The following is a 21,180-nucleotide window of genomic DNA, read 5'->3' as shown; positions in this document are numbered from 1 at the left end:
CTTCAAATTATTTTAAAATTGTAAATTCAATTGCAGAGTCATTATACACTTTATGTGTTTGCTTTTGAAAATCCGCTTCCTTGGCTTCAAATATGTTATCGACATACGTCTGTGGATTCGCATCTATGTAAGGAAAGAACGTGCTCTGAACTTGCACCTGAATCTTATGTCCTTTTTTAAAGGTATGAAACACATCTTGCAACTTTAGATTCACTTTTGTCTTTTCGTTTGGCACAAAAGGCTCTGGTTTAGACATGCTGTTTCTAAAACGTCCTCTTAGGACTTCACTGCGCACCATCATGTGGTAATTACTTAGTTTTAAATGATCTTGAACATCATCCGTGTTTTCAGTATCTGCAGGAAACACATCGATTACTTTTACAATCCAATCTGCTGCTGTTCCTGTTGTTGAAACGTATAACTTTGCTAGAATATCTCCAGCAAGTGTAACGTCATCCTCCAAGACTTCAGTTTCAAACGTGAGCACATCTGGGCGTCTTGAGGCGAAACGCTGATCGTCTGTCATGAATTTTCTTGGCGTGAAACCCACTTTTATATCTTCCGTGTATGGTACAGGTTTTTTAGGATCACTTATAAATTCTGACGCTCCATACATTTTATTAGGTTGTTGTGTTAAACGCTCATAAGGCTGCATGTAATAACTTTCCTTCGTTGCATTTTCTGGTGGCCAAACGTCAAAAGACTGCCATTTTTTTGTTCCTGTATTAAAGAATTGTGCTTCAGGCAAATTAGTTTGTCCATTTGCCTCTCCTTTTAGGAAATGATTAAAGAATTTGGTTTCAATATTTTTCTGAAAATGATCTGATATGCTATCTCCAAAATGAATATTCCCAACAACTTGTCTTTCGCTATTTCTAGCCCAATCTCCGTGACTCCAAGGCCCAAAAACAACAGTATTATAATTATCGCTATTTTCTTCAATGCTTTTATACGTATTAAATGGTCCGTATAAATCTTCAGCATCAAACAAACCACCAACAATCATCGTCGCTGGTTTAATATTTTTTAAATGTTGAATAATCCCTCTGCTCTTCCAAAACTCATCATAAGTAACATGGGTTTTTATTTGCTCCATAAATACATTAGTGCTGTCGTAGAATTTATTCAGTTTACTTAATGGCATGTGGTCTAAGAAAAATTGATGTTGATCTTCTGTTCCCATATCTGGAAATGCATACCAAGCTTCAGTTGTTGGCTCTTGTTTTATAGCACCAAATAAAGCTGTTGCTCTCCAATAACTTAATAAAAACGCACCATTATGAATAAAATCATCGAAAAAGAAATCACCAATACAGGCTTGTGGAGACACTGCTTTTAAAGCTGGATGGGAATCTAACAAAGAATACGTGGCATAAAAACCAGGATATGAAATACCGTAAGTTCCAACATTTCCATTATTATTTTCAACATTATTTACTAACCATTCAATAGTATCATAAGTATCACTTGCTTCATCGATTTGAGTCCCTGTTTTATTAGGAATATAAGCACGCATATTATCATAAACCCCTTCACTATTCCAACGTCCACGAACATCTTGATACACCATAATATTACCTTCTTCCATAAGGTATTTGTTAGGCCCTATTTTAGATTTGAATTCATCCTCACCATAAGGCCTGCAACTGTAAGGCGTACGCATCATTAGCATCGGATAAGTCTTAGACGTATCCTTTGGAGAATAAATAGTAGTATGCAACTTAATTCCATCACGCATTGCTATCACCACTTCTTTCTTTGTATAATGGTCTTGTGGATTGTAAATCGTCTCAACGGCAACTTCCGAAATCGCTTTAGCAGAAGATGTTTCAGCAGGCTTGCAACTTGAAAGTGTTATAAAAATTAATAGGAAAAGCGTAATTCTTTGGAATATCATATGGGTTGAATTTTAATGGTTCTAAGGTAGTTAATTTTGAATATCACACCTATCAGGTTTTAGAAACCTTACAGGATGGCATTAGGTTTTAAGCGACTTCAACTGAAGTAAACTCGAACTTCCCACCATCAAAAAGTCCTTTATCACTTAATTTTAATGCCGGAATCACCAATAAGGCCATAAACGACAAACTCATATAAGGTGCATGAAGCTTGCTTCCTAATTGTTTAGCCATTTTATCTAATTCGGAATATTGCTTTCCTATAACGTCAGCACTTTTATCACTCATAATTCCTGCCACAGGAAGTGCTACTACTTTTTCTTCTGAATCTGAAACCGCACAAATACCACCTTCATTTTCTATTAATAAGTTCACAGCTTTACAAATCGCTTCGTCCGAAACACCAACAGCAATGATATTATGAGAGTCATGACCAACAGAACTCGCAATTGCTCCTTCTTTTAGTCCATAGTTTTTAATAAATGCTATTGCAGGTTGATCGTTTTGATAACGATTTACAACAACCATTTTTAAAATATCGGTTTCTGTATTAGATACTAGATTTCCATCCTCAATCGTTGAATCTTCAATAATTTCATTGGTTACTAACTCTCCATCCAAACATTCAATAACTCTAATTTGTTTTGAATTTGATTCGAATCTAAAATCTGAAACTTCCTTTTTATCCGTTTTGAAATTATTCAAATTCTGAAAATCGACATGTTTTATGTTTGACACTCCATTATCATAAACTAATTCACCGTTAATATACGTTTGAAGCGTTTTAAAATCTTTTAAATCGCCGACAACAATACAATCGGCATCATCACCAACATTCAGCAATCCTACATCTAAATTGTAGTGCTTCACCGGATTCACACAAGCAGCTTGTAATACTTTAAAGACATCATTACCTTTAGCAACAGCTCTTGCACAAACTTCGTTTATATGTCCTAATAGTAAATCATCTGGATGCTTATCATCACTACAAAACATCATGTTTTCATAATGCTCGTCTAATAAATCGATAAGCGCATTAAAGTTTTTAGCGGCACTACCCTCACGGATAATAACCTTCATTCCTTTTTGAAGCTTTTCTAAACCTTCATCATAGGTGAAACATTCATGATCTGTAGAAATCCCTGCAGAAATATATTTTGTTAAATCATCACCTCGCAATCCTGGCGCATGGCCATCAACTGGTTTATTGTAGTGTTTTGCCCATTCGATTTTCTTAAGCACTTCAGCATCATCATAAATGACTCCGGGATAATTCATCATTTCGGCTAAATACTTAATATCAGGATTCGCCATTAAGGTTTTAATATCATCAGAATCAATCACTGCTCCTGCGGATTCAAAACTCGTCGCAGGAACACAAGAAGGTGCTCCGAAATTGAATTTAAAAGGGGTTTTCTTTCCGTTTTCAATCATAAACTCCACGCCTTTTACACCAAGTACATTGGCGATTTCGTGTGGGTCAGAAACGGTAGAAACGGTTCCGTGATTTACTGCAATCTTTGCAAATTCACTTGGCACTAACATTGAGCTTTCAATATGAATATGTGCATCTACAAAACCTGGTAAAATGAAATGATTTTCTTCACAATCCTTTTCTATGATAGATTCTATTTTACCATTTTTAATAGTCACTTCCCCTTTGTAGATGCTTCGATTCTGAATATCTACGATGTTTCCTTTTATTATCAAATTGTCTGTTTTATTTTATTATAAAATCACTTAAAATTCAAAAACACAACCCACTTAAATAATTAATTATGAATTATTTACATTAACTTATTGAATCTCAACTTTAAGTCTATTTTTTGTGTTGTTTGTCACTTTAAATCGTTCATCAGCTCGTTTACCGACGACCCATACGACCTTATTATCGGATGTTAATAACCACGTATTTTCTTTTTCAACCAAAGACTGTCTTTCATCTTTAAGGTATTTACTCAGCTTCTTTTTACCGGTCATTCCTGAGGGTTGAAACACATCTCCTTCTTTCCATAATCTTAATTCTAATGGAAATTTTAAGAGGTCTTTATCAATGTAAATTGTGTTTTTTGAAACCTCAAAAAGGCCTTCAACAGTATCAAAAGAAAGCTTACCTATTGGTGTTTCTATTTCTATATTATTTTCATTGATCAATAGAGATTCTTCGCTTTGCTCAGAATGACAAAAATCGGTTAATATTAAAAACTCGCGATGCTTTATTAAACGATGCGAATTCGATTTCACCAACTTACCAGATTGCGCATCTAATAAATCGACGATATCATTCCATTCTGTAAAACCATAGTCCTTAAACAATTCAAACAAATAAGCTTTAGGATTATTAAGTTTTTTGAATTCTGAAATTTTATAAGTTATTCCGTAAGCATCATTACTCACAATAGCGCTTTCTGCAAAGTTATTGAGGTTATCTTCTATGAGACCTGCCGTATCATTAAGATTAGAAATGGTGTTTTGAAAGCTATCTAATAATTGTGGATTGATTTCCTTTAAAATCGGAACAACTTCGTGTCTCAATTTATTTCTTAAATACTTTCGCGACGCATTACTCGCATCTTCTCTCCACAAAATGCTTTCCTGATTTACAAAAGCTTCAATTTGCGCTCTTGAAAACGGCAACAAAGGCCTTACAACATTATCATTAATCATCGGGATTCCGGTTAAACCATTTAACCCTGTTCCTCTTGTAAAATTAATAAGGAAAGTTTCCAAATTATCGTCAGCATGGTGCGCTGTTAAGATATAATCGAATTTTAACTGTTCTGCTAATTCTTTAAACCAATCGTAACGCAACTCACGCGCAGCCATTTGAATAGACCGTTTATGCTCTTTTGCATAGACTTCTGTATCAAAATTCTGAATAAAAACTTCGACATCTAATTCTTCGGCCAATTCTAAGACAAAGTCCTCATCCTTATTGCTTTCCTCTTCTCTTAAGTTGAAATTACAATGGGCTAGCGAAAAATTAAGATTATGACGCTTACATAAATGCGCCAATACCACGCTATCTATTCCACCGGAAATAGCAATTATAAACTTGCCTTCTTTTAAAAATGGAAGATTCTTATGGATATGTATTTGAAAATCGTTTTGCACATTTCAAAGGTATTGAAATTTATGGTTTCTAAAACCGACTCTTTAATGTTGTTGTAGGAAGATTCAGAAAGCGATATTGCCTTAATGATAATCTACATATTTAAACGGATGTTAAAATGACAATTATCATATACAAGTCATTTCCTTTTAATTAACTTTAAGGGAATTTAAAATTATTAGGTTATGAACGTATCAGAGGAATCTACAACAACATCTGCACGAACTGCCTTTGACAAAAAGGTGCTTTCGGCTTTACCACATTTACATCCTTATGTAAAACATAGAATTTATATCGCTGAAACAACTGGCATCTTACCAAAAAACATGTTTTCATCTAACGGAATCATTGACGAAAGTATCATCGTTTTATACAGTGATGGTTTTGATGTGGATGCCGATGCTATGGCTATAAGATTAGAATTATTTAGAATTGTGGATAATTATATGAATGTGTTATTTAAAAATGAAGCATTTCATAAGAACACCATAAGCACAGATGACATTCTTAAGAAAGAATTATCTAAATTAAATGAAGACTATACGATTGACGGTGATTTTGATTTTATACTAAACACAGAGTTGAACGATATATCTTACCATCAAGATGAAGAGAATTCGTTGCATTTATATTCAGATAAAGAAACTTCCATTTTAAAAGCCTTTGATATTAAGGATTTATCTATATCTAAGTCTCCGAGAGTGTTTGGACAACTTTACAACTGGCTACCGTTTAATGTCTCTAATATTGTGGATTTATACATTATAGGTAAACTCGATTTTGAATCTATTGCTAAGATTAAAAAGATTGAACAAAAACGTGTTGAGGCTATTTTTGATAAGGTTAAACGCACTTTTAGACGGCATATTGAGTGATGGTTGTTAGTTGTTAGTTGTTAGTTGTTAGTTGTTAGGGTAAATAAACTATTATTCAGAGTTGCACGAAGAAGGCACGAAGATGTGCATAGCGATTTTTCTAGATGATGAAATGATATTTTATTTTATTTTTAAATCTGTAAGAAAAAGCACAAATTGAAACTAGATGTCACGCTGAGCGCAGTCGAAGTGCTTATAGCAATTGCAACTAAAAAAACTATCCTTCTAAAGATTCGCGCATGGCTTTTGCTTTAATTAAGCATTCTTCATATTCCTTGAGAGGATCACTTTTTGCTGTGATGGCACCTCCAACCGAATAAGAAATGTATTTTTTGGTTTCATTATAAAGGATACTTCTAATAATGACGTTAAAATCGAAATTTCCTTTTGGTGTGAAATAACCCACTGAACCAGAATATAAACCGCGTTTTGTTTCCTCGAGGTTTTCAATAATTTTCATGGCTGAAATTTTTGGAACACCTGTCATGCTTCCCATCGGGAATGTAGATTTTATGATGTCTACAGCATTAGTTTCTGGTTCTACTTTAGATTGCACTGTTGAAATCATTTGATGCACTTGCAAAAACGAATGCACTTTACAAAGCTCCTTCACCTCTACACTACCTTTTATAGCGGTGTGCGATAAATCATTACGAACCAAATCGACAATCATAATATTTTCACTACGTTCTTTTGGGTCTTGAGATAAGTCTTCTGCGAGTTTTAAGTCTTCCTTCTTATCGCCTGAACGCTTCGCCGTCCCTTTAATGGGTTGCGAAATAATGGTTGTTCCATTTTTTTTAATATAACGCTCTGGCGATGCAGACATCATATATTTATCTTCAAACTTTAAGAAACTCGCAAAAGGTGGCTTTGAAATAGCATTCAGCTTATTAAAGGTCACAACCGGATTTATTTCGCTGTCTTCTGCATAAAACTCTTGACAAAAATTAGCTTCGTAAATATCACCGCGTTGAATATGAGCCAGTATTTTAGTTGCTTTTTCAAAATAAGAGTCTTTGTGGATTCTTAGTTTTATTTTGATGGGATGGTTCGATTTTTCTGTGGTTAGATTTTTCGATTTTTCGATTTCTAATAAATCATCCTCAATCTCATCATCAACCATTTTTAAATACTGAATTTCAACTTGATTATCTTTAATTAAAAATAGTTTCTTCGGCTGAAAGAAATACAAATCAGGAAAATTTAAACCATCATAATTTTTCGATTTTAGGTGCTCCGTTGTGTTTTTTAAATCGTAGGTGAGGTATCCAAAAATCCAATCGTTGGTTAATGTCTGATATTCCTTTAAACGCTCAAACGCATCAAAATAATCGGTACGTATTGTTGTAAACGCATCGACTGCCAACACAGCATCGTAACTACTATATTGGTCCTTGTGGTTATTAGAATCTAACCAAACGATATCGTCAAATTGCTGACTCCAAAGCAATAAATTTTGCTTAAAGGTCGCGCTGTTTTTAAGTTGATGGATGTGTGTTGTTCTCAATAGAAATATAATTGCTGCAATTTACCTAAATTAAAATTTGGTAGGAAATAAATTTGAATCCAAAGCAATTTCATGGGTTCTATAAGAATTGTATATTTCAAAAAAAAATAAAATCAATGTATAGTTTAAAAAATGATCTCTTAGAGGTTAATATAAAACCTAAAGGTGCCGAGTTATGTAACATCACTTCAGCAAAGCATAACACCGAATTTATGTGGCAAGCTAATCCTGAGTTTTGGGGAAGTCACGCGCCAAACCTATTCCCTATTATCGGTTGCATGAAAGATGATACATACATCTACAACAACAAAACGTATCCTATGCCAAAGCATGGTTTTGCAAGACATAACGATAATTTCACTATTAAACATCAGAGCAATTCTAGTATTACGTTTTCATTAGTTTCAAATGAAGAATTATATACTTATTATCCTTTCTTGTTTGAATTTGAAATCACTTATACACTTTCAAAAAACACCCTAATCATTAAACATTCGGTTACCAATTTAGACGACAAAGCACTTTATTTTTCTTTAGGAGGTCACCCTGCTTTTAATTGTCCGCTTTCGAAGGATGAAAACTATACCGATTACTTTTTAGAATTTGAGCAATCTGAAAACAGTCAGTCTCACCTATTAAACATGAATACGGGATTAATTTCTGATAAAACCAAACCCGCATTTACGGAAGGCACCAACATAAACCTAAAACCAGATCTATTTAACGAAGACGCTTTAATTTTTAAAGATTTAAAATCGAGAATAGTAAGCTTAAAGCACAAAACCAAAGGGAACGTTTTGACTCTGAATTTTGAAGATTTTAAACACTTAGGCATTTGGGCAAAACCAAACGCACCTTATGTTTGTATTGAGCCTTGGTTGGGTTTTGCTGATAATGAAACTACAGATCAAAACATTGAAACTAAGGAAGGGATTATAACATTGGAGGCTGGTTCAAAATTTAATGCGAGCTACAGTATTGAAATAAACAAAAATCACTTACAGTAAGTTGTTTAGATTAAAAATCTAGATTGTTGTTTTAATTTTATTGAAGCAAAATGCCCTATTATTTAAAATAGTATATTAATTTGCTTTAACAAAAAGTTAACACCATCCTATGAGCTACCAAATCTTAAAAAACAATCACCTATTTCGTCTTTTTATAATTCTATCGTTTTTATCGCAATTTGCATTTGCTCAAAACAACGATAGATATAGTTTGTTATGGAAAATTGAAGGTGGCAACACAGATGTTCCTTCTTACATATTTGGAACCATGCATATTGATGATGCTAGAGTTTTTAACTTTAGTGATGCCGTGATGCCTGCTATTGAAAACACAGAATATTTTGCTTTAGAAGTTAATGCAGACTCATTAATGACTGCAATTATCAATAAGGAATATGACATCACGGCGAACACATTTTATAAAAATTTATTAAACCCTGACGACTATAAACGTCTTTTAGAACGGTTTGAAGAGATTAACAAATACTCTTTAATCGACTCTGAAATTATGAGTCCAGATCGTGTGGTTAGTATGCTAATCCCAGATATTGATAAAGAAGATGACAAATCTACCTTTGTAGATTTTTATCTTTTAGGTCAGGCGCGCACCATGAATAAAACAATTACCGGATTGGAAAATGTAAAAGATCAAATGAATTATTTTGACAACCTTTCCGATGAAGAGAAAACAGAACAAATTCTAAGCCATTTAAGTGTTGATGTAGATAGCATTACTAGAACCAAGGAAATAATGACAAAGGTTTATGCTAGTGGTGATTTAGATAAAATCGCAGATTTTGTTAATCAGTATGACATTAATGATGCGACTATGATTTCTAGAAATAAGGTGATGAGTGCTAGCATTATCGAAATCATGAAAAAAGGAAGTCTATTTGCAGGTGTTGGAGCAGCTCATTTAGTAGGAAAAGGAAATGTTATAGAATTGCTACAAAAAGAAGGTTATAAAGTCAGTGTTGTTGAGGCTAAATTTACAGGAGTGGCCGACACGTATAAAGTCGATTCTTCAAAAAGTTTTTGGTATAACTATACAGATAATGATTTAGGGTTTCAACTAGAACTACCACAAGCTCCTAACATTAAGCAAGATTACGATAAGTTTACAATTTATGGTTATGGAGATATGCCCACTGAAACGAGCTACCTTTTTATGGGATTTAGTGCAGGCTATACTTTAGCACAATCTCAGATAGACACCTTATTAGAAACTATGATTTCTAATATTATCGAAAAAAGAGAAGGAATCGTTATTAAACAGGAAAAACTAACGGATCCAGATCAGTTTGGCTCTGATATTACCGCTGAATTACCTGATGGCCATATGATAAAAGCAAGATTTATCATAAAAAATAACCATTTCTACTATTTCTCAGCTGAAACTTCACAAGATCAAATCGATGAAAATTATATTAAGCGTTACTTTAATTCAATTGCCGTTGAAGGAGTAGAATTAAAACCAGAAACTAAAGGCTGGCGAGAATTTAAAAGTAAGAAGGGAGCTTTTTCAATTCAAATACCTGTTGACGCTAAAGATGTCTCTAGAGAACATGCTAATCCTATTGATTCAGAAGGTGATCCTTATTTCCTTAACCTTTTTATCGCCACTGACACTGATAATTCAAACAATTATTTAATTCGCTATAACGACCAACCTTTGGGCTATTTTCTCCAAAACCCAGAAGTAGCTTTTAAAGAAACAGAAAACAGTCTAACTCAAAGTGCTACATTACTATCAGAACCAAAAATCATTTACTTGAATGATATTGAAGGGCGTGAATACGAAATAAATATTAATAATAAATTCCATTCTATTGTACGTGTTTATTTTAGAGGCAATAGAACCTACCTTTTACTTAAACAAAAACTTAATGAAACAGAAAAAGTAAACGTTAACGACGAATTTTTTAATAGTTTCACTTTACTGCCTTATGAAGATATTGATCTTACCGAGTATGAATCCCCTAATAAAGATTTCAAAATAAAACTGTTTGAAAATGTAAAAGAAGTCATTGACACATTGGATTATACGGATTCTAATGTTCTAGATTCTTACGATTACACCTCACTAAATCCAAATTCCGGAGGCATTTACCAATATGGTTATAATAATATTGGTAAATATTTTAGAATTAGTAGTTATAAAAAACTCCTCGAAGACTACAAAAATGCCTTAACGGAGTACAACGATAGCATCATTAGTGAAAAAATTATAGTTAGAAACGGTGATTCTTTAATTCAGTTTTCCGTTAGAAATAAATTGTTTAAAAACGCAAATCGCCAAGTTGTTAATCAATTTTGGTATGATAATTACAGGCTACATATTTCTAAAGCCATTGTTACAGACGAGGAGTTAGATAATGGTATTATAGATAAAGTGTTCACTTCCATAAGTGTGCAACCTGTAACTTCAGATATTGACATCTACGAATCTAAAGCAAAGTATATTATTGAAGATTTAAAATCTAAGGATACAATCGTCTATAACGCAGCTTTAAAAGCATTTGATTATTATGAATTTGACAAAGATGATTTACCTATTTTAAGTGACGCATTGAATTATTCTTTTTCAGAGGAAACTGATGATGTTATAAAATCTAATATTATATATGAGTTCAGTCTAATTAATGATGAATCCTCTTTAGATATTCTAGAATCATTTTACAATACATCTAGCACTTCCGATGTATTAAAAACAGCTATACTCATTGCTATACCAGCTATTAAATCAGAAAAATCCTTGCCGCTTTACAATACTTTATTGTTTTCAAATCCACCGACTAAAGAAGATTCATATGACTATAGTTTATTTCAACCTTTTAACGACTCATTAAGCTATGCCATAGAAAATTATGATAAACTAATATCGCTTATGTCTGTAACGCAATATAGAAATGACATTATCTATTTATCTAATGACATATATAATTCCGAATTAGAAACAAATAACATTGTAGAATCAAGTTATAATAAGATTCTAGATTATTTAATTATAGACGCTGAAGTGTTTTTTAATCTAACTCCACCTGAAGATGATTACGACGAGGATTATGATTACACCTATTATAATTTAATGGTAGCTTACTTACAAAGTCTAAATACTGTAAAATATGATGACAGCATTAGTAATACCGTTACATCAATCCTTTTAAATAGAGATGATGACAAATGGTTACGATTATTAGCGATTACTGCTAGAATTTTTAATGAGTACTCTATTTCAGATGAACTATTAAATAAATATTTAGACGATAAATATTATAGGTTTGAAATCATGGACGCTTTTCATAAAATCAACAAGCTAAAGAATATAGATCAAAAATTCCTTAAAGAAAAGGAGTTTGCCGAGCTATCCTTTTACAATTATGCAGGTGAAGATGGTGGTTATCCGGATGAAATCGCATTTTTGAAAAAAATTAATAGAGATAATACTACGTTTTATGCGGTTAAATTTAACTATATACAAGAGGAACCAAGTGAAACCGTTTCATATATTGGTATCGTTGGTCCTATTGAGAAAATATCTCAAGAATCAAAATTGAAAATGTTTGATTCCTCAAGCTATTGGGATGAATATGATGATGAATGGATGACTAAAATAGAGTCTCTAATTACAGATTTTTTAGAGTTCTCTAAATAGTTATCTATTAACAACTATCTTTGCACCTTAAAACAGAAACGTGACTTTTAACGACCTTAATTTAAATACACCTTTATACAACGCTTTAGACGATTTAGGATTTGACACTCCTACTCCAATACAGGCGGAATCTTTTAATGTAGTAGCTGCCGGTAAAGATGTCGTTGGTATTGCACAAACTGGTACTGGTAAAACCCTTGCCTATATGTTGCCTATATTAAGAAATTTGAAATTTTCGCAACAAGAAAATCCGAGAGTTTTGATTTTAGTACCAACACGTGAATTAGTGGTTCAAGTTGTTAGTGAAATTGAAAAATTCTCTAAATACATTAACAATCGTGTTTTAGGTGTTTACGGTGGTACTAATATAAATACACAGAAACAAGCTGTTGCACAAGGTCAAGACATCATTGTTGCTACTCCTGGTCGACTGTATGATTTAGCTGTGAGCCGTGTTTTACAGCTAAAGTCCATTCAAAAATTAGTAATTGATGAAGTTGATGTAATGTTAGACTTAGGTTTTAGACATCAACTACTTAATATTTTCGATATTTTACCTCCGCGTCGTCAAAACATTATGTATTCGGCTACGATGACTAAAGATGTTGATGATTTAATTACTGACTTTTTTAAAAGTCCAACAAAAATATCAATCGCAGTTTCTGGTACTCCTTTAGAAAACATAAAACAAGAACGTTTTAATGTTCCTAATTTTTATACTAAAGTTAATCTGTTAGAACATTTGCTTCGTGATAAAGACCAATTCTCAAGAGTCTTAATTTTTGTGGCTTATAAGAAAATGGCAGATCGTCTTTTTGATCAATTGGAAGAATTGTTTCCTGCTGAAACGTGTGTTATTCACTCTAATAAAACGCAAAATTACAGGTTGCGTAGTATAGAGCAATTTAGAGAAGGTGAAAATCGCTTGTTAGTAGCAACAGACGTTATGGCAAGAGGTTTAGATATTGAAGGTGTTTCTCATGTTATTAATTTTGATACCCCCGATTATCCTGAAAACTACATGCACAGAATTGGTAGAACTGGTCGTGCTGAAAAAGAAGGACATACTATTTTATTTTCTACTGAAAGCGAACAAGAAGGCTTAGAACGCATTGAAGAATTAATGCAGATGAAAATTGAAACCCTTGAGATTCCCGAAGACGTTACGATTTCAACAGAATTAATCGAAGAAGAGCGTCCGCAAATTCGTGAGCGAAACAACCCAATTAAACGTCGTGATGAAGATGCTCCTGGACCAGCGTTTCATGAAAAATCTGAAAAGAACTCTAAAGAAAATTTAGGTGGTTCTTACAAATTTAAAATTGCCGCAAAATATAAGAAGCCAAAAACGAGAGGTGATAAAAATTATAATCAGCGGAATAAGAAATAAACGCTTCTACTCTAGTTTTATTAAATCATCACAATATTTATTGTAATCTAAACAAAGAATTATTAGAGTTTCTAAAAGCAATTGATTTAACTCTTTATCTTTAGGCTTAATTGCATATGCGAGTTTAAATTCAGAGTATGCTCCTAAAATTCGGCCTTTACTTACACGCTGCTTTCCTGATTTTATTAAAAAATTAAAAGCATCGTTGTCTTTCTTTATAGCCCAAGCCAATTCTTGCTTATGTTGCAACCTAGAATGGTCTAACCAACTTGGAATACATAACGTAATAACCAACACCATAACAAGGAACAATATTATTCCAAAATTATAACTTCCTTTATTATTTGAGTATTGAAGCTTAAATTCCCTACTATAGGTTGGAACCGCAGTAAATGAGCCCTTTCGTTGCATAGAAAATGGCTTACGAGGACGCATCCCATAAATCCATTTCTGCAAACCCAAACCCATGTATCCCATAACATTACCTTTATATTATAGGTCTTAAATTTGAAGGTTTTGTTACAGTATTTTAATAGATTATGAAATAATAACAGAATGTTAAATAAGTCATTTGAGTAAAATAATTATTTATCAAATTGAAATATCATTTATAAAAAAGACCTGTCAGGTTTTTAAAATCTAACAGGTCTGAAAATATTTTATAACTTTAAAATGTTACTGTCCACCAACAGCCTTCAAAGAATCTAGCTGACGCTGTAAAGTATTAATCTTATCGGTATTATTTTCAATCCTCGGAATAGACATTAAGGAATCCATTTGTTGCTCCATAATATCTTCATCCTTTGGTTTTTCATTAAAGAAATAACCGATACCCTCACTAGCTCTCCAAGCTTCATTTAGTTGTTTATAAACTTCCTCATCCCATGTGCTTGGATGTTTTACATCTATCCAAATGACATCGCGATATTCACTATCAATTAACACTAAATCTGGTGTTGCAGAACCGTCAAACTGTTGTGCATCTGTAGAACTTATTGATGATATGGTTCCTAAGAAAAACATACGCTTTCTACCCGCGATGTCTTTAATATAAGGTCTAAATTCTACAGGAGTGCTGGCGGTCCAATCATATTCCTTACGAGATTCTTTTACTTTTAATGGCATTGCAGAAACACCAGCATACCCTTGTTTTTTAGTCGCATGGTCGTAATAATAGAGTTTATCTGTTCCGTCAGCAGGTACAAACACACTATAACTTAAACTAGTACGCTCATTACCCACGGGTTCTAACCCAAACCAATGGTATAAACCACTATAAGCATCTGAATTTGAATCTGAAAAATTAAAATCAGTAACATAAGGTTGTTGATTCTGATCTTTTGGCATCAACGGTATCTTAACGGCCGTTTCCATATTCCAAGGTAAAGGATCACTAAAACCACCTAAGAACTTTAACGATTCGGCTTCAAGTTGAGACACCTTTTCAGATAATGTATTTTGCTTCATTAAGAACGGGTAATTTTTAATCTCTTCTGGACTTACATACGTTCCTTTTCCAATTAAAATACGCTCCATATAATCGTTAAAATCATGTTCTCCGTTTTCAATAATCATCACACCTCCAAAACTTGGGTAAGGAAAAAAGAAACCTTTCCATTTAATTAAACTCACCACCTGCACCCATTCGCCATTATCATTTTTCATATAAAACGTATCACTAGGCTCATGATTAAACAGCATCCAAGGATTAAAGCGCTGCACTACGGCATTGTAGGTGTTTCTACTAAATTTTAAAGATTCACCAATTGAAAACGTCACATCAATACGATTCTCATTAGAAAATCTAGGAAATGGTGTGGTACTACTTACCGAAAACACTTCTTCCGTATTATCGCTAATACGTTGCATAACGTACTTTTCACTCGGCTGAATAGCCATAGTCCACTTATTCTGACCATCTACTCTTACTAAATGCGGTAAGGACACGTCTTTAGTTTCACCAACACTTTCGTTAGCCATAGAAAAAACGTTACGTAAAGGCTGAATACGTTCATTTTGGGTTAGTGGTAATTCGTTTATTTCAACTTTATCTATACTCTTGAAAACATTGTACGTTTTCATATAATCATACATTTGATAATGCCAACCAACAACATATAATACACCAAAAAAGACAATAAGCAAGGCTAAAACACCTAATCGACTGCCTACTTTTGCTGATTTTCTGAATTTACGTAAACCTAAAAATAGAAGTATTACACTTACCAATATGATGAAAATATACTTTCTTAGAAATAATAAAACAGGTTGATAATCATCTCTAAAAAAGAATAATAACACTAATAATAGCACTACTACTAAAACAGTGATTCGTTTTTGTTTGCCGCCTTTATTCCAATATGATTTTATCATAGTAATTGTTTATCATTGCGAAGTTGACGTTTGTGTCAACTGTGGCAATCTGTTCGTTATTTTTATAAATATTTTAATGTTAATGAGATACTTCGACTGCGCTCAGTATGACATTTAGGATTACATTAATCCCTTATCTTTTAAACGGTCACGTGCACTTGGCTTTTCTACTTCAGGTTCTGTTTTAATTTCTTTCTTTGCTTCCTCAACCACTTTTGGCTCTCTGGTTCTTAGATCCTCTATAAAATCTTTCCCTTTTTCAACGACATCATCAAACTTGTCTTCTAAGGATTCACTTTGTTCCTCAATAACTTCAGACGATTTAATTACAAAACCAGCGATATAGGTTCCTAAAAGTGTTCCAACGGCAAAAGATGCAAATGCAGAAACGCCGTTATAACTACTAAAAACAGCAATTGGAGTTAAGAACTCTACGATTAACGCGGATACCAAAACCAAACTAACCACAAAAATAATACGTGGTAAAAGTGATTGTTGGTAAACAAATCCTTTTGGATTATCCGGACTCATTTGTAGCTCTTTGCTATTCACTATTTTATTTAAAAAGCGATATGTCGCATTGCTATTAGACTCTCTCCAATACAGAAAGATTCCGAATAAAATGGCGGCTATAAAAATTACTAGTTCTATTCCCATGGTTGTAAAAGTTAGAAGTTGGAAGCAGTTAAGATTGAAGCACGAAGCTTGAAGCTAGAAGTTTGCTGACAACTTGAATTAATATTTTCTTTGCGCCTTTGCGTCTTTGCGTCTTTGCGTCTTTGCGTCTTTGCGTCTTTGCGAGTAAAAAAATTGCTCTACTAAATTAGTCTAAAATTATTAAATATTGTTACGGATTCTTTCAATTACCCAATCCTTAAAAGAATCATCCCAAGTCAAATAATTTATATAAAACTGCTCTTTGTCATACCAATACAAGAATAACACATCCATTGGAGCAATGTTAATGAGTAACTTATGAATTAAATCGCGATGCTCAGAAGACAGCGATGAATGTGGCTGATGCAAAGCAAAATAAAAGGCCTGATCTACAATATCTTCAATTTTATAAGCATTACTTCGTTCTAATTTTTCGAGATATATTTCGACACTCATCACTTGCTTTCTGGCATTGATGTCTATTTTGTTTAAGTAACTTTTAAATAATACATTATCATTTAAAATATCCTTAATAGGATGTTCAGTCTCTTTTAAAAACTGAGCTAATTCAAACTTCTTAACGCGATCGTAATTTGGTGCTTTTACTAACGTCTCCAAATCACATTCAATTATTAAATGATCCTTTAACTTATCTACTAATTCTGGTTGCTCAATATGATAAATCAGCACATCGTGAATGGTATCTTTTATCGCTTCCTTATACTGTTCTTTACTTTCAAAAACGACTATCGGTTTTATAAAGTCGCGAAGTAAATACACTCCATCAAAAGCTCTTGTGTAAAACGAATCTGTTCTAAATTGTAACGGATGTAAGCTTAAATCTCTTTCTCTTAAGTCCCCATAAGTAGTTGCAGAATCTAGTAATTGTTGATGAATGCCTTCATCTATAAAGTTATTACCATTTTTAAATTTATCAACGAGATGTAACTGATCTTTTTGAACCTGTTCTAAGTTATCTATAAGCTTGAATGTGATATTGATTTTATCATATTTCAACACATCTAAAGGCTCATAAAAGACATCGATATTCTGATCAAAATCTAAGCAAATAGCAGAATCTCTAGTAATATCATTAATTTTTTGACCATGCGTTCTAAAAACATGTTGCATCATTTCCTTATCAAAAGAATGAAAAGGCAAATACACCGGTTTCCCTTTTTGTAATGGTGAAATTATAATCCCATGCGGATTTGCATCACCATGATTAAGATAGTGCATGTTACTTTTTTCTTCAGCAACCTCAGGACTCCAGCCTACTCCATCAATAAAAAATGATGTTAGTTTTGTTTCTGTAAAGCCTAAAGTCTTTAAGCATTTGTTGTACCGTTCTACTAATTTTCCGCTAATGGGAATAAGTTCGCTTCGGTATAAATTGGCTTGTTTTAGTTTCTGCATCTTGTTGCTGTCTTTCGGCTTCGCTCAAGATAAACTTCAGCGGTAATCTCATTATTTATAATTAAATCTCTCAAAAAATTATTAATAGGTTTTAAAACTATTTCCTACTAAACACCATTGGTTTTATTTAACCTTCTTTTTTTATTTCATTCCATTCCTTTCTACTCAGGAATTAGAATTTTATTAATCTGAGCATATTGCAATAACATAATCGTTTTTGCATCAATAATCTCTTCTTTTTTAATCATTTCTAAAGCCTCTGAAAACGGAATTTCAAGAATTTCAATGTCTTCATCTTCACTTTCTAATCCCCCACCTTTACTAACTTTCATGTTCTCATCATATTCTGCAATAAATAAGAACATTTTTTCTGTTAAAGCTCCAGGTGATGTATATGCTGTTAAAACTTGTTTAGCATCACTTATTTTATAACCTACCTCTTCTTCTGTTTCCCTAATTATGGTTTCTAAAGGCTTATCATTATTGTCAATTGCTCCTGCACAGGCTTCAATTGACATACCTTCACTACTATTATTCTCATAAGCTGGCATACGGAACTGTTTAGTAAGAATAACCGTTTGTTTTTCTACATTGTATAGTAATATCGCGGCACCATTTCCACGGTTATAACATTCCCGTGATAAACGTTTCCATTCCCCATTTTTAAATTGATAATAGTAATCGATTCTATCTAATCTTGCCCATTCTTTTGAAAGGGTTGTTTTAGTTATGTTTTTTAGGTTGTTCATAAGATTTATTGTCGCTCGTGCCTCGCTTTGTCGGAATGACATAGACTTCACACTTTTTACTTTACACTTTTAAATTTAGTTCCCAAACTGCGCTCTTGCTTCACTATCTATATTCATCTGATTCACTCTCGCATCTACTTTTCGTTTAAAGTCTGTATCAGCTATGGTTGCTACGTTATCCAAATAGCGAATCACTTCTTGTCGTCTTATATCTGAAAAGTTTAAACCTTTCATATTAGATTTCATTAATTCTTGAAGCATGTCGAACTTCGTTTCATAATCCTTTTTAAAATACGTCTCAGGATTCTCAAACCAGTCTTGTTCTAAATCAAAATCTGTTAATCGTAATGAAATTGCAGATTGAATGTTTCTAACATCTCTTGAAGAGAAAAACGGAAATATCTTCTGAATCTCTTTATACAAAGCTGCATAAAACATATGGTCGTTGTTTTCGTGAAGCTTTTCTACTTTATTAAACGTATCATGAACACGTTCTTCTGAAGGGTGATCAACCGCATTCAAAATTTCGCCCATACTGTTTGCTAAACCCTGATCTGATAAGTATTTATAAACTTCCGGATCATTCATATTTACAAAATCTGGCATGGTATCTTTTAACTTCTTCCACCAGATATAATCTTGATCTACAAAATCGTGCTCAGAGCGTGCTCCATCAATTTTAAATCGACCTTGCACACGAGAAATCACCGCTTTATCTAGCATTTCTGGAAGGTTGGTAAATAAACCAATTGAACTGTTTCCGTAATTCACAGCATAAGCACCTTCTGTATATCTTAAAAATACACCAATCACTTCTTTTACACCTGCTGAAACTCCTTGAGCTGTTCGTTCTTGCAAATTATTTTCGGCATCATCAATTGGTGCAAAAATTAATTTGGTAGGATCTTGCAGAGGCTTCATCCACTCTACCATTTTTTCGGCAGAACCTCCTTGAAATGTAGATATCAGCGTATCTGGCATTGGGTGGAATAAAAATGGAATATCTAAATTATCAGAATGTTCTTTTAGTCTCGTGGCGATGGCAGCAATTAACATACTTTTTCCTGTTCCTGGAATTCCGTAACCCATAAAAACCGGCATAAATCCACCTAATTCTTGAAATGGGTTTTTCTTTGCTTCAATATCATAGCTTAACAAACGTTCAGTTAATCGACGACCAAAATGTTTAGCATCCTTGTTACCTACAATTTGCTCAAACTGTATTTTATTGAATTCAACACTCTTTGCTGTTCCTTGAAATACATTTTCCCAACCTGAAACTGCAAAGTCTGAGTTTTCGAGTTTGTACGTTCGGTCCGAAACGGTTTCTGTATATTCTAAACTGCTTTTACGTAGTTGAATTTCTGCAATTAAAGCTTCAAAATAAACCACTGTAAAATCTATAACATCTTTATCTGACTTTATAATTTCGGGATGACCTAAATATTTGTCGTAATAAAATAACTGACACGAAATTCCTTTTAAAGGTGTTAAAAAAGATACTTCTGGAATACCAGCAAACTTCTGCTTCATTACTGATAAATCGTCTGAAGCATGCGGTTTTAAATCGTGTAAAATTTTATAGGCTGTAGCAAACAACATAAAAGCCGTTGCGGTGTGCATTTTACTTTCGTATTCGCGTCGTCCAGAACTATCTAAAGCTGATTTATTTTCACTTAAACTCGATAAACCTGAAGCATCATAGTACGAATCTTTAATCCATATACCCAAAGTCAATCCTTCTTGTACAGCATACAACGTTTGATTTAAGAAAATAGGAAGTGCAACCGATTCTGGCAACAAGCGCTTTTTTAAAGCCAAAATGGTTTTTGAAACAGAAGTGACATTGACATTGCTTCCGTTATTGGCTCTAGACAAATACAATAAAATAGATTCATCTTTGGCGTCGTTATCTTTGTTTTTAGCGCGTTGACCTTGTTCCCATTGAATAGATTTTAAGTATGATGTTGCTTCATCGCGAAGCATATCTAATTCATTTTGTTTTATGGGGAAAGTTGAGTTGTGTTCCATTTTTTTAGTCTTCAGTTTACAGTATGCAGTCTTCAGTATTTACTGTTGCAGCTTACTCTTGCTTTTTATTTAGTCTTCAGTCTTCAGCCCTCAGTACTTACTCCTACGACTTGGACTTGACAGATTTTATTAAAATTTTATAATCCGAATTTATCAGGATATTTCATCATCTAATTGATAAGCTTTCCTATGTCTTCACTTTTATATTGTAATTCATTTTTCTTTTCTTCTGAAATATAATCACATGCTAAGGCAAAATCCAACCATAATTGTGTTTCAGAATTTTCACTGTCAGCATAAGACAATTTACTTTTAAAATGCTTTTTGTACTGTCGCTTTCTATAGCCTTCAGCTACATTTTAACAAACCGACCTATTAGAATCTTATCATTTGCGACGATAAACCAAACATTTCAGACTTAGGAAACGCTTTAGCTAAATGAAATATTTCCATTGCTAAATCGAATCCTTTTTGATAAGCCAATAATGTTTTAAAAGACATATTAAT

16 protein-coding genes are annotated in these 21,180 nt (G+C 33.1%); 4 read left to right on the top strand and 12 right to left on the bottom strand.

The window, feature by feature from the left end:
• Positions 1-7: 7 nt before the first annotated feature.
• From DFQ09_RS16975 to tilS, 3 genes are all read right to left on the bottom strand, one after another.
• Positions 8-1,897 (bottom strand): CocE/NonD family hydrolase, encoded by a 1,890-nt coding sequence (locus DFQ09_RS16975; RefSeq protein ID WP_115812503.1) that lies wholly within the window; start codon positions 1,895-1,897, stop codon positions 8-10.
• Positions 1,898-1,985: 88 nt separating this feature from the next.
• Positions 1,986-3,608 carry an adenine deaminase gene (gene ade / locus DFQ09_RS16970; protein ID WP_115812501.1) on the bottom strand — a complete coding sequence of 541 codons (1,623 nt, stop codon included), beginning with the start codon at positions 3,606-3,608 and terminating at the stop codon, positions 1,986-1,988.
• Positions 3,609-3,695: 87 nt separating this feature from the next.
• Positions 3,696-5,012, bottom strand: a complete 1,317-nt coding sequence (gene tilS, locus DFQ09_RS16965; protein WP_115812499.1) for a tRNA lysidine(34) synthetase TilS — start codon at positions 5,010-5,012, stop codon at positions 3,696-3,698.
• Between the two features lie 183 nt (positions 5,013-5,195).
• On the opposite strand from tilS, the gene DFQ09_RS16960 reads away from it, so the two are divergent.
• Complete coding sequence (locus DFQ09_RS16960; RefSeq protein ID WP_115812497.1) at positions 5,196-5,885, top strand: hypothetical protein; 690 nt, start codon at positions 5,196-5,198, stop codon at positions 5,883-5,885.
• A 217-nt stretch (positions 5,886-6,102) separates the two neighbouring features.
• Here the strand turns inward: DFQ09_RS16960 and DFQ09_RS16955 are convergent, their stop codons facing one another.
• Positions 6,103-7,395 carry an anthranilate synthase component I family protein gene (locus DFQ09_RS16955; protein ID WP_115812495.1) on the bottom strand — a complete coding sequence of 431 codons (1,293 nt, stop codon included), beginning with the start codon at positions 7,393-7,395 and terminating at the stop codon, positions 6,103-6,105.
• A gap of 116 nt (positions 7,396-7,511) precedes the next feature.
• Between DFQ09_RS16955 and DFQ09_RS16950 the strand changes: the two genes are divergently transcribed.
• The 3 genes from DFQ09_RS16950 (at position 7,512) to DFQ09_RS16940 (ending at position 13,447) form a co-directional block, all read left to right on the top strand.
• Entirely contained in the window at positions 7,512-8,402 is an 891-nt protein-coding gene (locus DFQ09_RS16950; protein WP_115812493.1) for an aldose 1-epimerase family protein, read from the top strand.
• A gap of 109 nt (positions 8,403-8,511) precedes the next feature.
• A complete protein-coding gene (locus DFQ09_RS16945; RefSeq protein WP_115812491.1) occupies positions 8,512-12,057 on the top strand; it encodes a TraB/GumN family protein in 3,546 nt (1,181 codons plus the stop codon).
• A gap of 40 nt (positions 12,058-12,097) precedes the next feature.
• Entirely contained in the window at positions 12,098-13,447 is a 1,350-nt protein-coding gene (locus DFQ09_RS16940; protein WP_115812489.1) for a DEAD/DEAH box helicase, read from the top strand.
• A gap of 6 nt (positions 13,448-13,453) precedes the next feature.
• On the opposite strand, the gene DFQ09_RS16935 is transcribed toward DFQ09_RS16940, so the two are convergent.
• From DFQ09_RS16935 to DFQ09_RS19155, 8 genes are all read right to left on the bottom strand, one after another.
• A complete protein-coding gene (locus DFQ09_RS16935) occupies positions 13,454-13,924 on the bottom strand; it encodes a hypothetical protein (RefSeq protein ID WP_147298366.1) in 471 nt (156 codons plus the stop codon).
• A gap of 198 nt (positions 13,925-14,122) precedes the next feature.
• A complete protein-coding gene (locus DFQ09_RS16930) occupies positions 14,123-15,820 on the bottom strand; it encodes a hypothetical protein (protein ID WP_115812483.1) in 1,698 nt (565 codons plus the stop codon).
• 120 nt (positions 15,821-15,940) lie between these two features.
• Complete coding sequence (locus tag DFQ09_RS16925) at positions 15,941-16,477, bottom strand: hypothetical protein (protein ID WP_115812481.1); 537 nt, start codon at positions 16,475-16,477, stop codon at positions 15,941-15,943.
• Positions 16,478-16,657: 180 nt separating this feature from the next.
• Positions 16,658-17,893, bottom strand: a complete 1,236-nt coding sequence (locus DFQ09_RS16920) for a DUF6638 family protein (RefSeq protein WP_115812479.1) — start codon at positions 17,891-17,893, stop codon at positions 16,658-16,660.
• Between the two features lie 161 nt (positions 17,894-18,054).
• Positions 18,055-18,642 (bottom strand): NUDIX domain-containing protein, encoded by a 588-nt coding sequence (locus DFQ09_RS16915; protein ID WP_115812669.1) that lies wholly within the window; start codon positions 18,640-18,642, stop codon positions 18,055-18,057.
• A gap of 75 nt (positions 18,643-18,717) precedes the next feature.
• Positions 18,718-20,673 carry an AAA family ATPase gene (locus tag DFQ09_RS16910; protein WP_115812477.1) on the bottom strand — a complete coding sequence of 652 codons (1,956 nt, stop codon included), beginning with the start codon at positions 20,671-20,673 and terminating at the stop codon, positions 18,718-18,720.
• 170 nt (positions 20,674-20,843) lie between these two features.
• Complete coding sequence (locus DFQ09_RS19160; RefSeq protein ID WP_317124910.1) at positions 20,844-20,978, bottom strand: four helix bundle protein; 135 nt, start codon at positions 20,976-20,978, stop codon at positions 20,844-20,846.
• Positions 20,979-21,048: 70 nt separating this feature from the next.
• Positions 21,049-21,174, bottom strand: coding sequence for a four helix bundle protein (locus tag DFQ09_RS19155; protein WP_317124909.1), 126 nt, complete (start codon positions 21,172-21,174; stop codon positions 21,049-21,051).
• Positions 21,175-21,180 lie beyond the last annotated feature (6 nt).

The sequence above is a fragment of the Winogradskyella pacifica genome (genome assembly GCF_003386275.1).
GTDB classification, from domain to species: Bacteria; Bacteroidota; Bacteroidia; order Flavobacteriales; family Flavobacteriaceae; genus Winogradskyella; species Winogradskyella pacifica.
This window is presented reverse-complemented; position numbering and strand designations above follow the sequence as displayed.

Excerpts from the sequence above, each read along its gene's own strand:
- DFQ09_RS16975 (WP_115812503.1), bottom strand. The coding sequence starts at position 1,897 with ATGATATTCCAAAGAATTACGCTTTTCCTATTAATTTTTATAACACTT.
- DFQ09_RS16960 (WP_115812497.1), top strand. The coding sequence starts at position 5,196 with ATGAACGTATCAGAGGAATCTACAACAACATCTGCACGAACTGCCTTT.
- DFQ09_RS16950 (WP_115812493.1), top strand. The coding sequence starts at position 7,512 with ATGTATAGTTTAAAAAATGATCTCTTAGAGGTTAATATAAAACCTAAA.
- DFQ09_RS16945 (WP_115812491.1), top strand. The coding sequence starts at position 8,512 with ATGAGCTACCAAATCTTAAAAAACAATCACCTATTTCGTCTTTTTATA.
- DFQ09_RS16935 (WP_147298366.1), bottom strand. The coding sequence starts at position 13,924 with ATGGGATACATGGGTTTGGGTTTGCAGAAATGGATTTATGGGATGCGT.
- DFQ09_RS16930 (WP_115812483.1), bottom strand. The coding sequence starts at position 15,820 with ATGATAAAATCATATTGGAATAAAGGCGGCAAACAAAAACGAATCACT.
- DFQ09_RS16925 (WP_115812481.1), bottom strand. The coding sequence starts at position 16,477 with ATGGGAATAGAACTAGTAATTTTTATAGCCGCCATTTTATTCGGAATC.
- DFQ09_RS16920 (WP_115812479.1), bottom strand. The coding sequence starts at position 17,893 with ATGCAGAAACTAAAACAAGCCAATTTATACCGAAGCGAACTTATTCCC.
- DFQ09_RS16915 (WP_115812669.1), bottom strand. The coding sequence starts at position 18,642 with ATGAACAACCTAAAAAACATAACTAAAACAACCCTTTCAAAAGAATGG.
- DFQ09_RS16910 (WP_115812477.1), bottom strand. The coding sequence starts at position 20,673 with ATGGAACACAACTCAACTTTCCCCATAAAACAAAATGAATTAGATATG.
- DFQ09_RS19155 (WP_317124909.1), bottom strand. The coding sequence starts at position 21,174 with ATGTCTTTTAAAACATTATTGGCTTATCAAAAAGGATTCGATTTAGCA.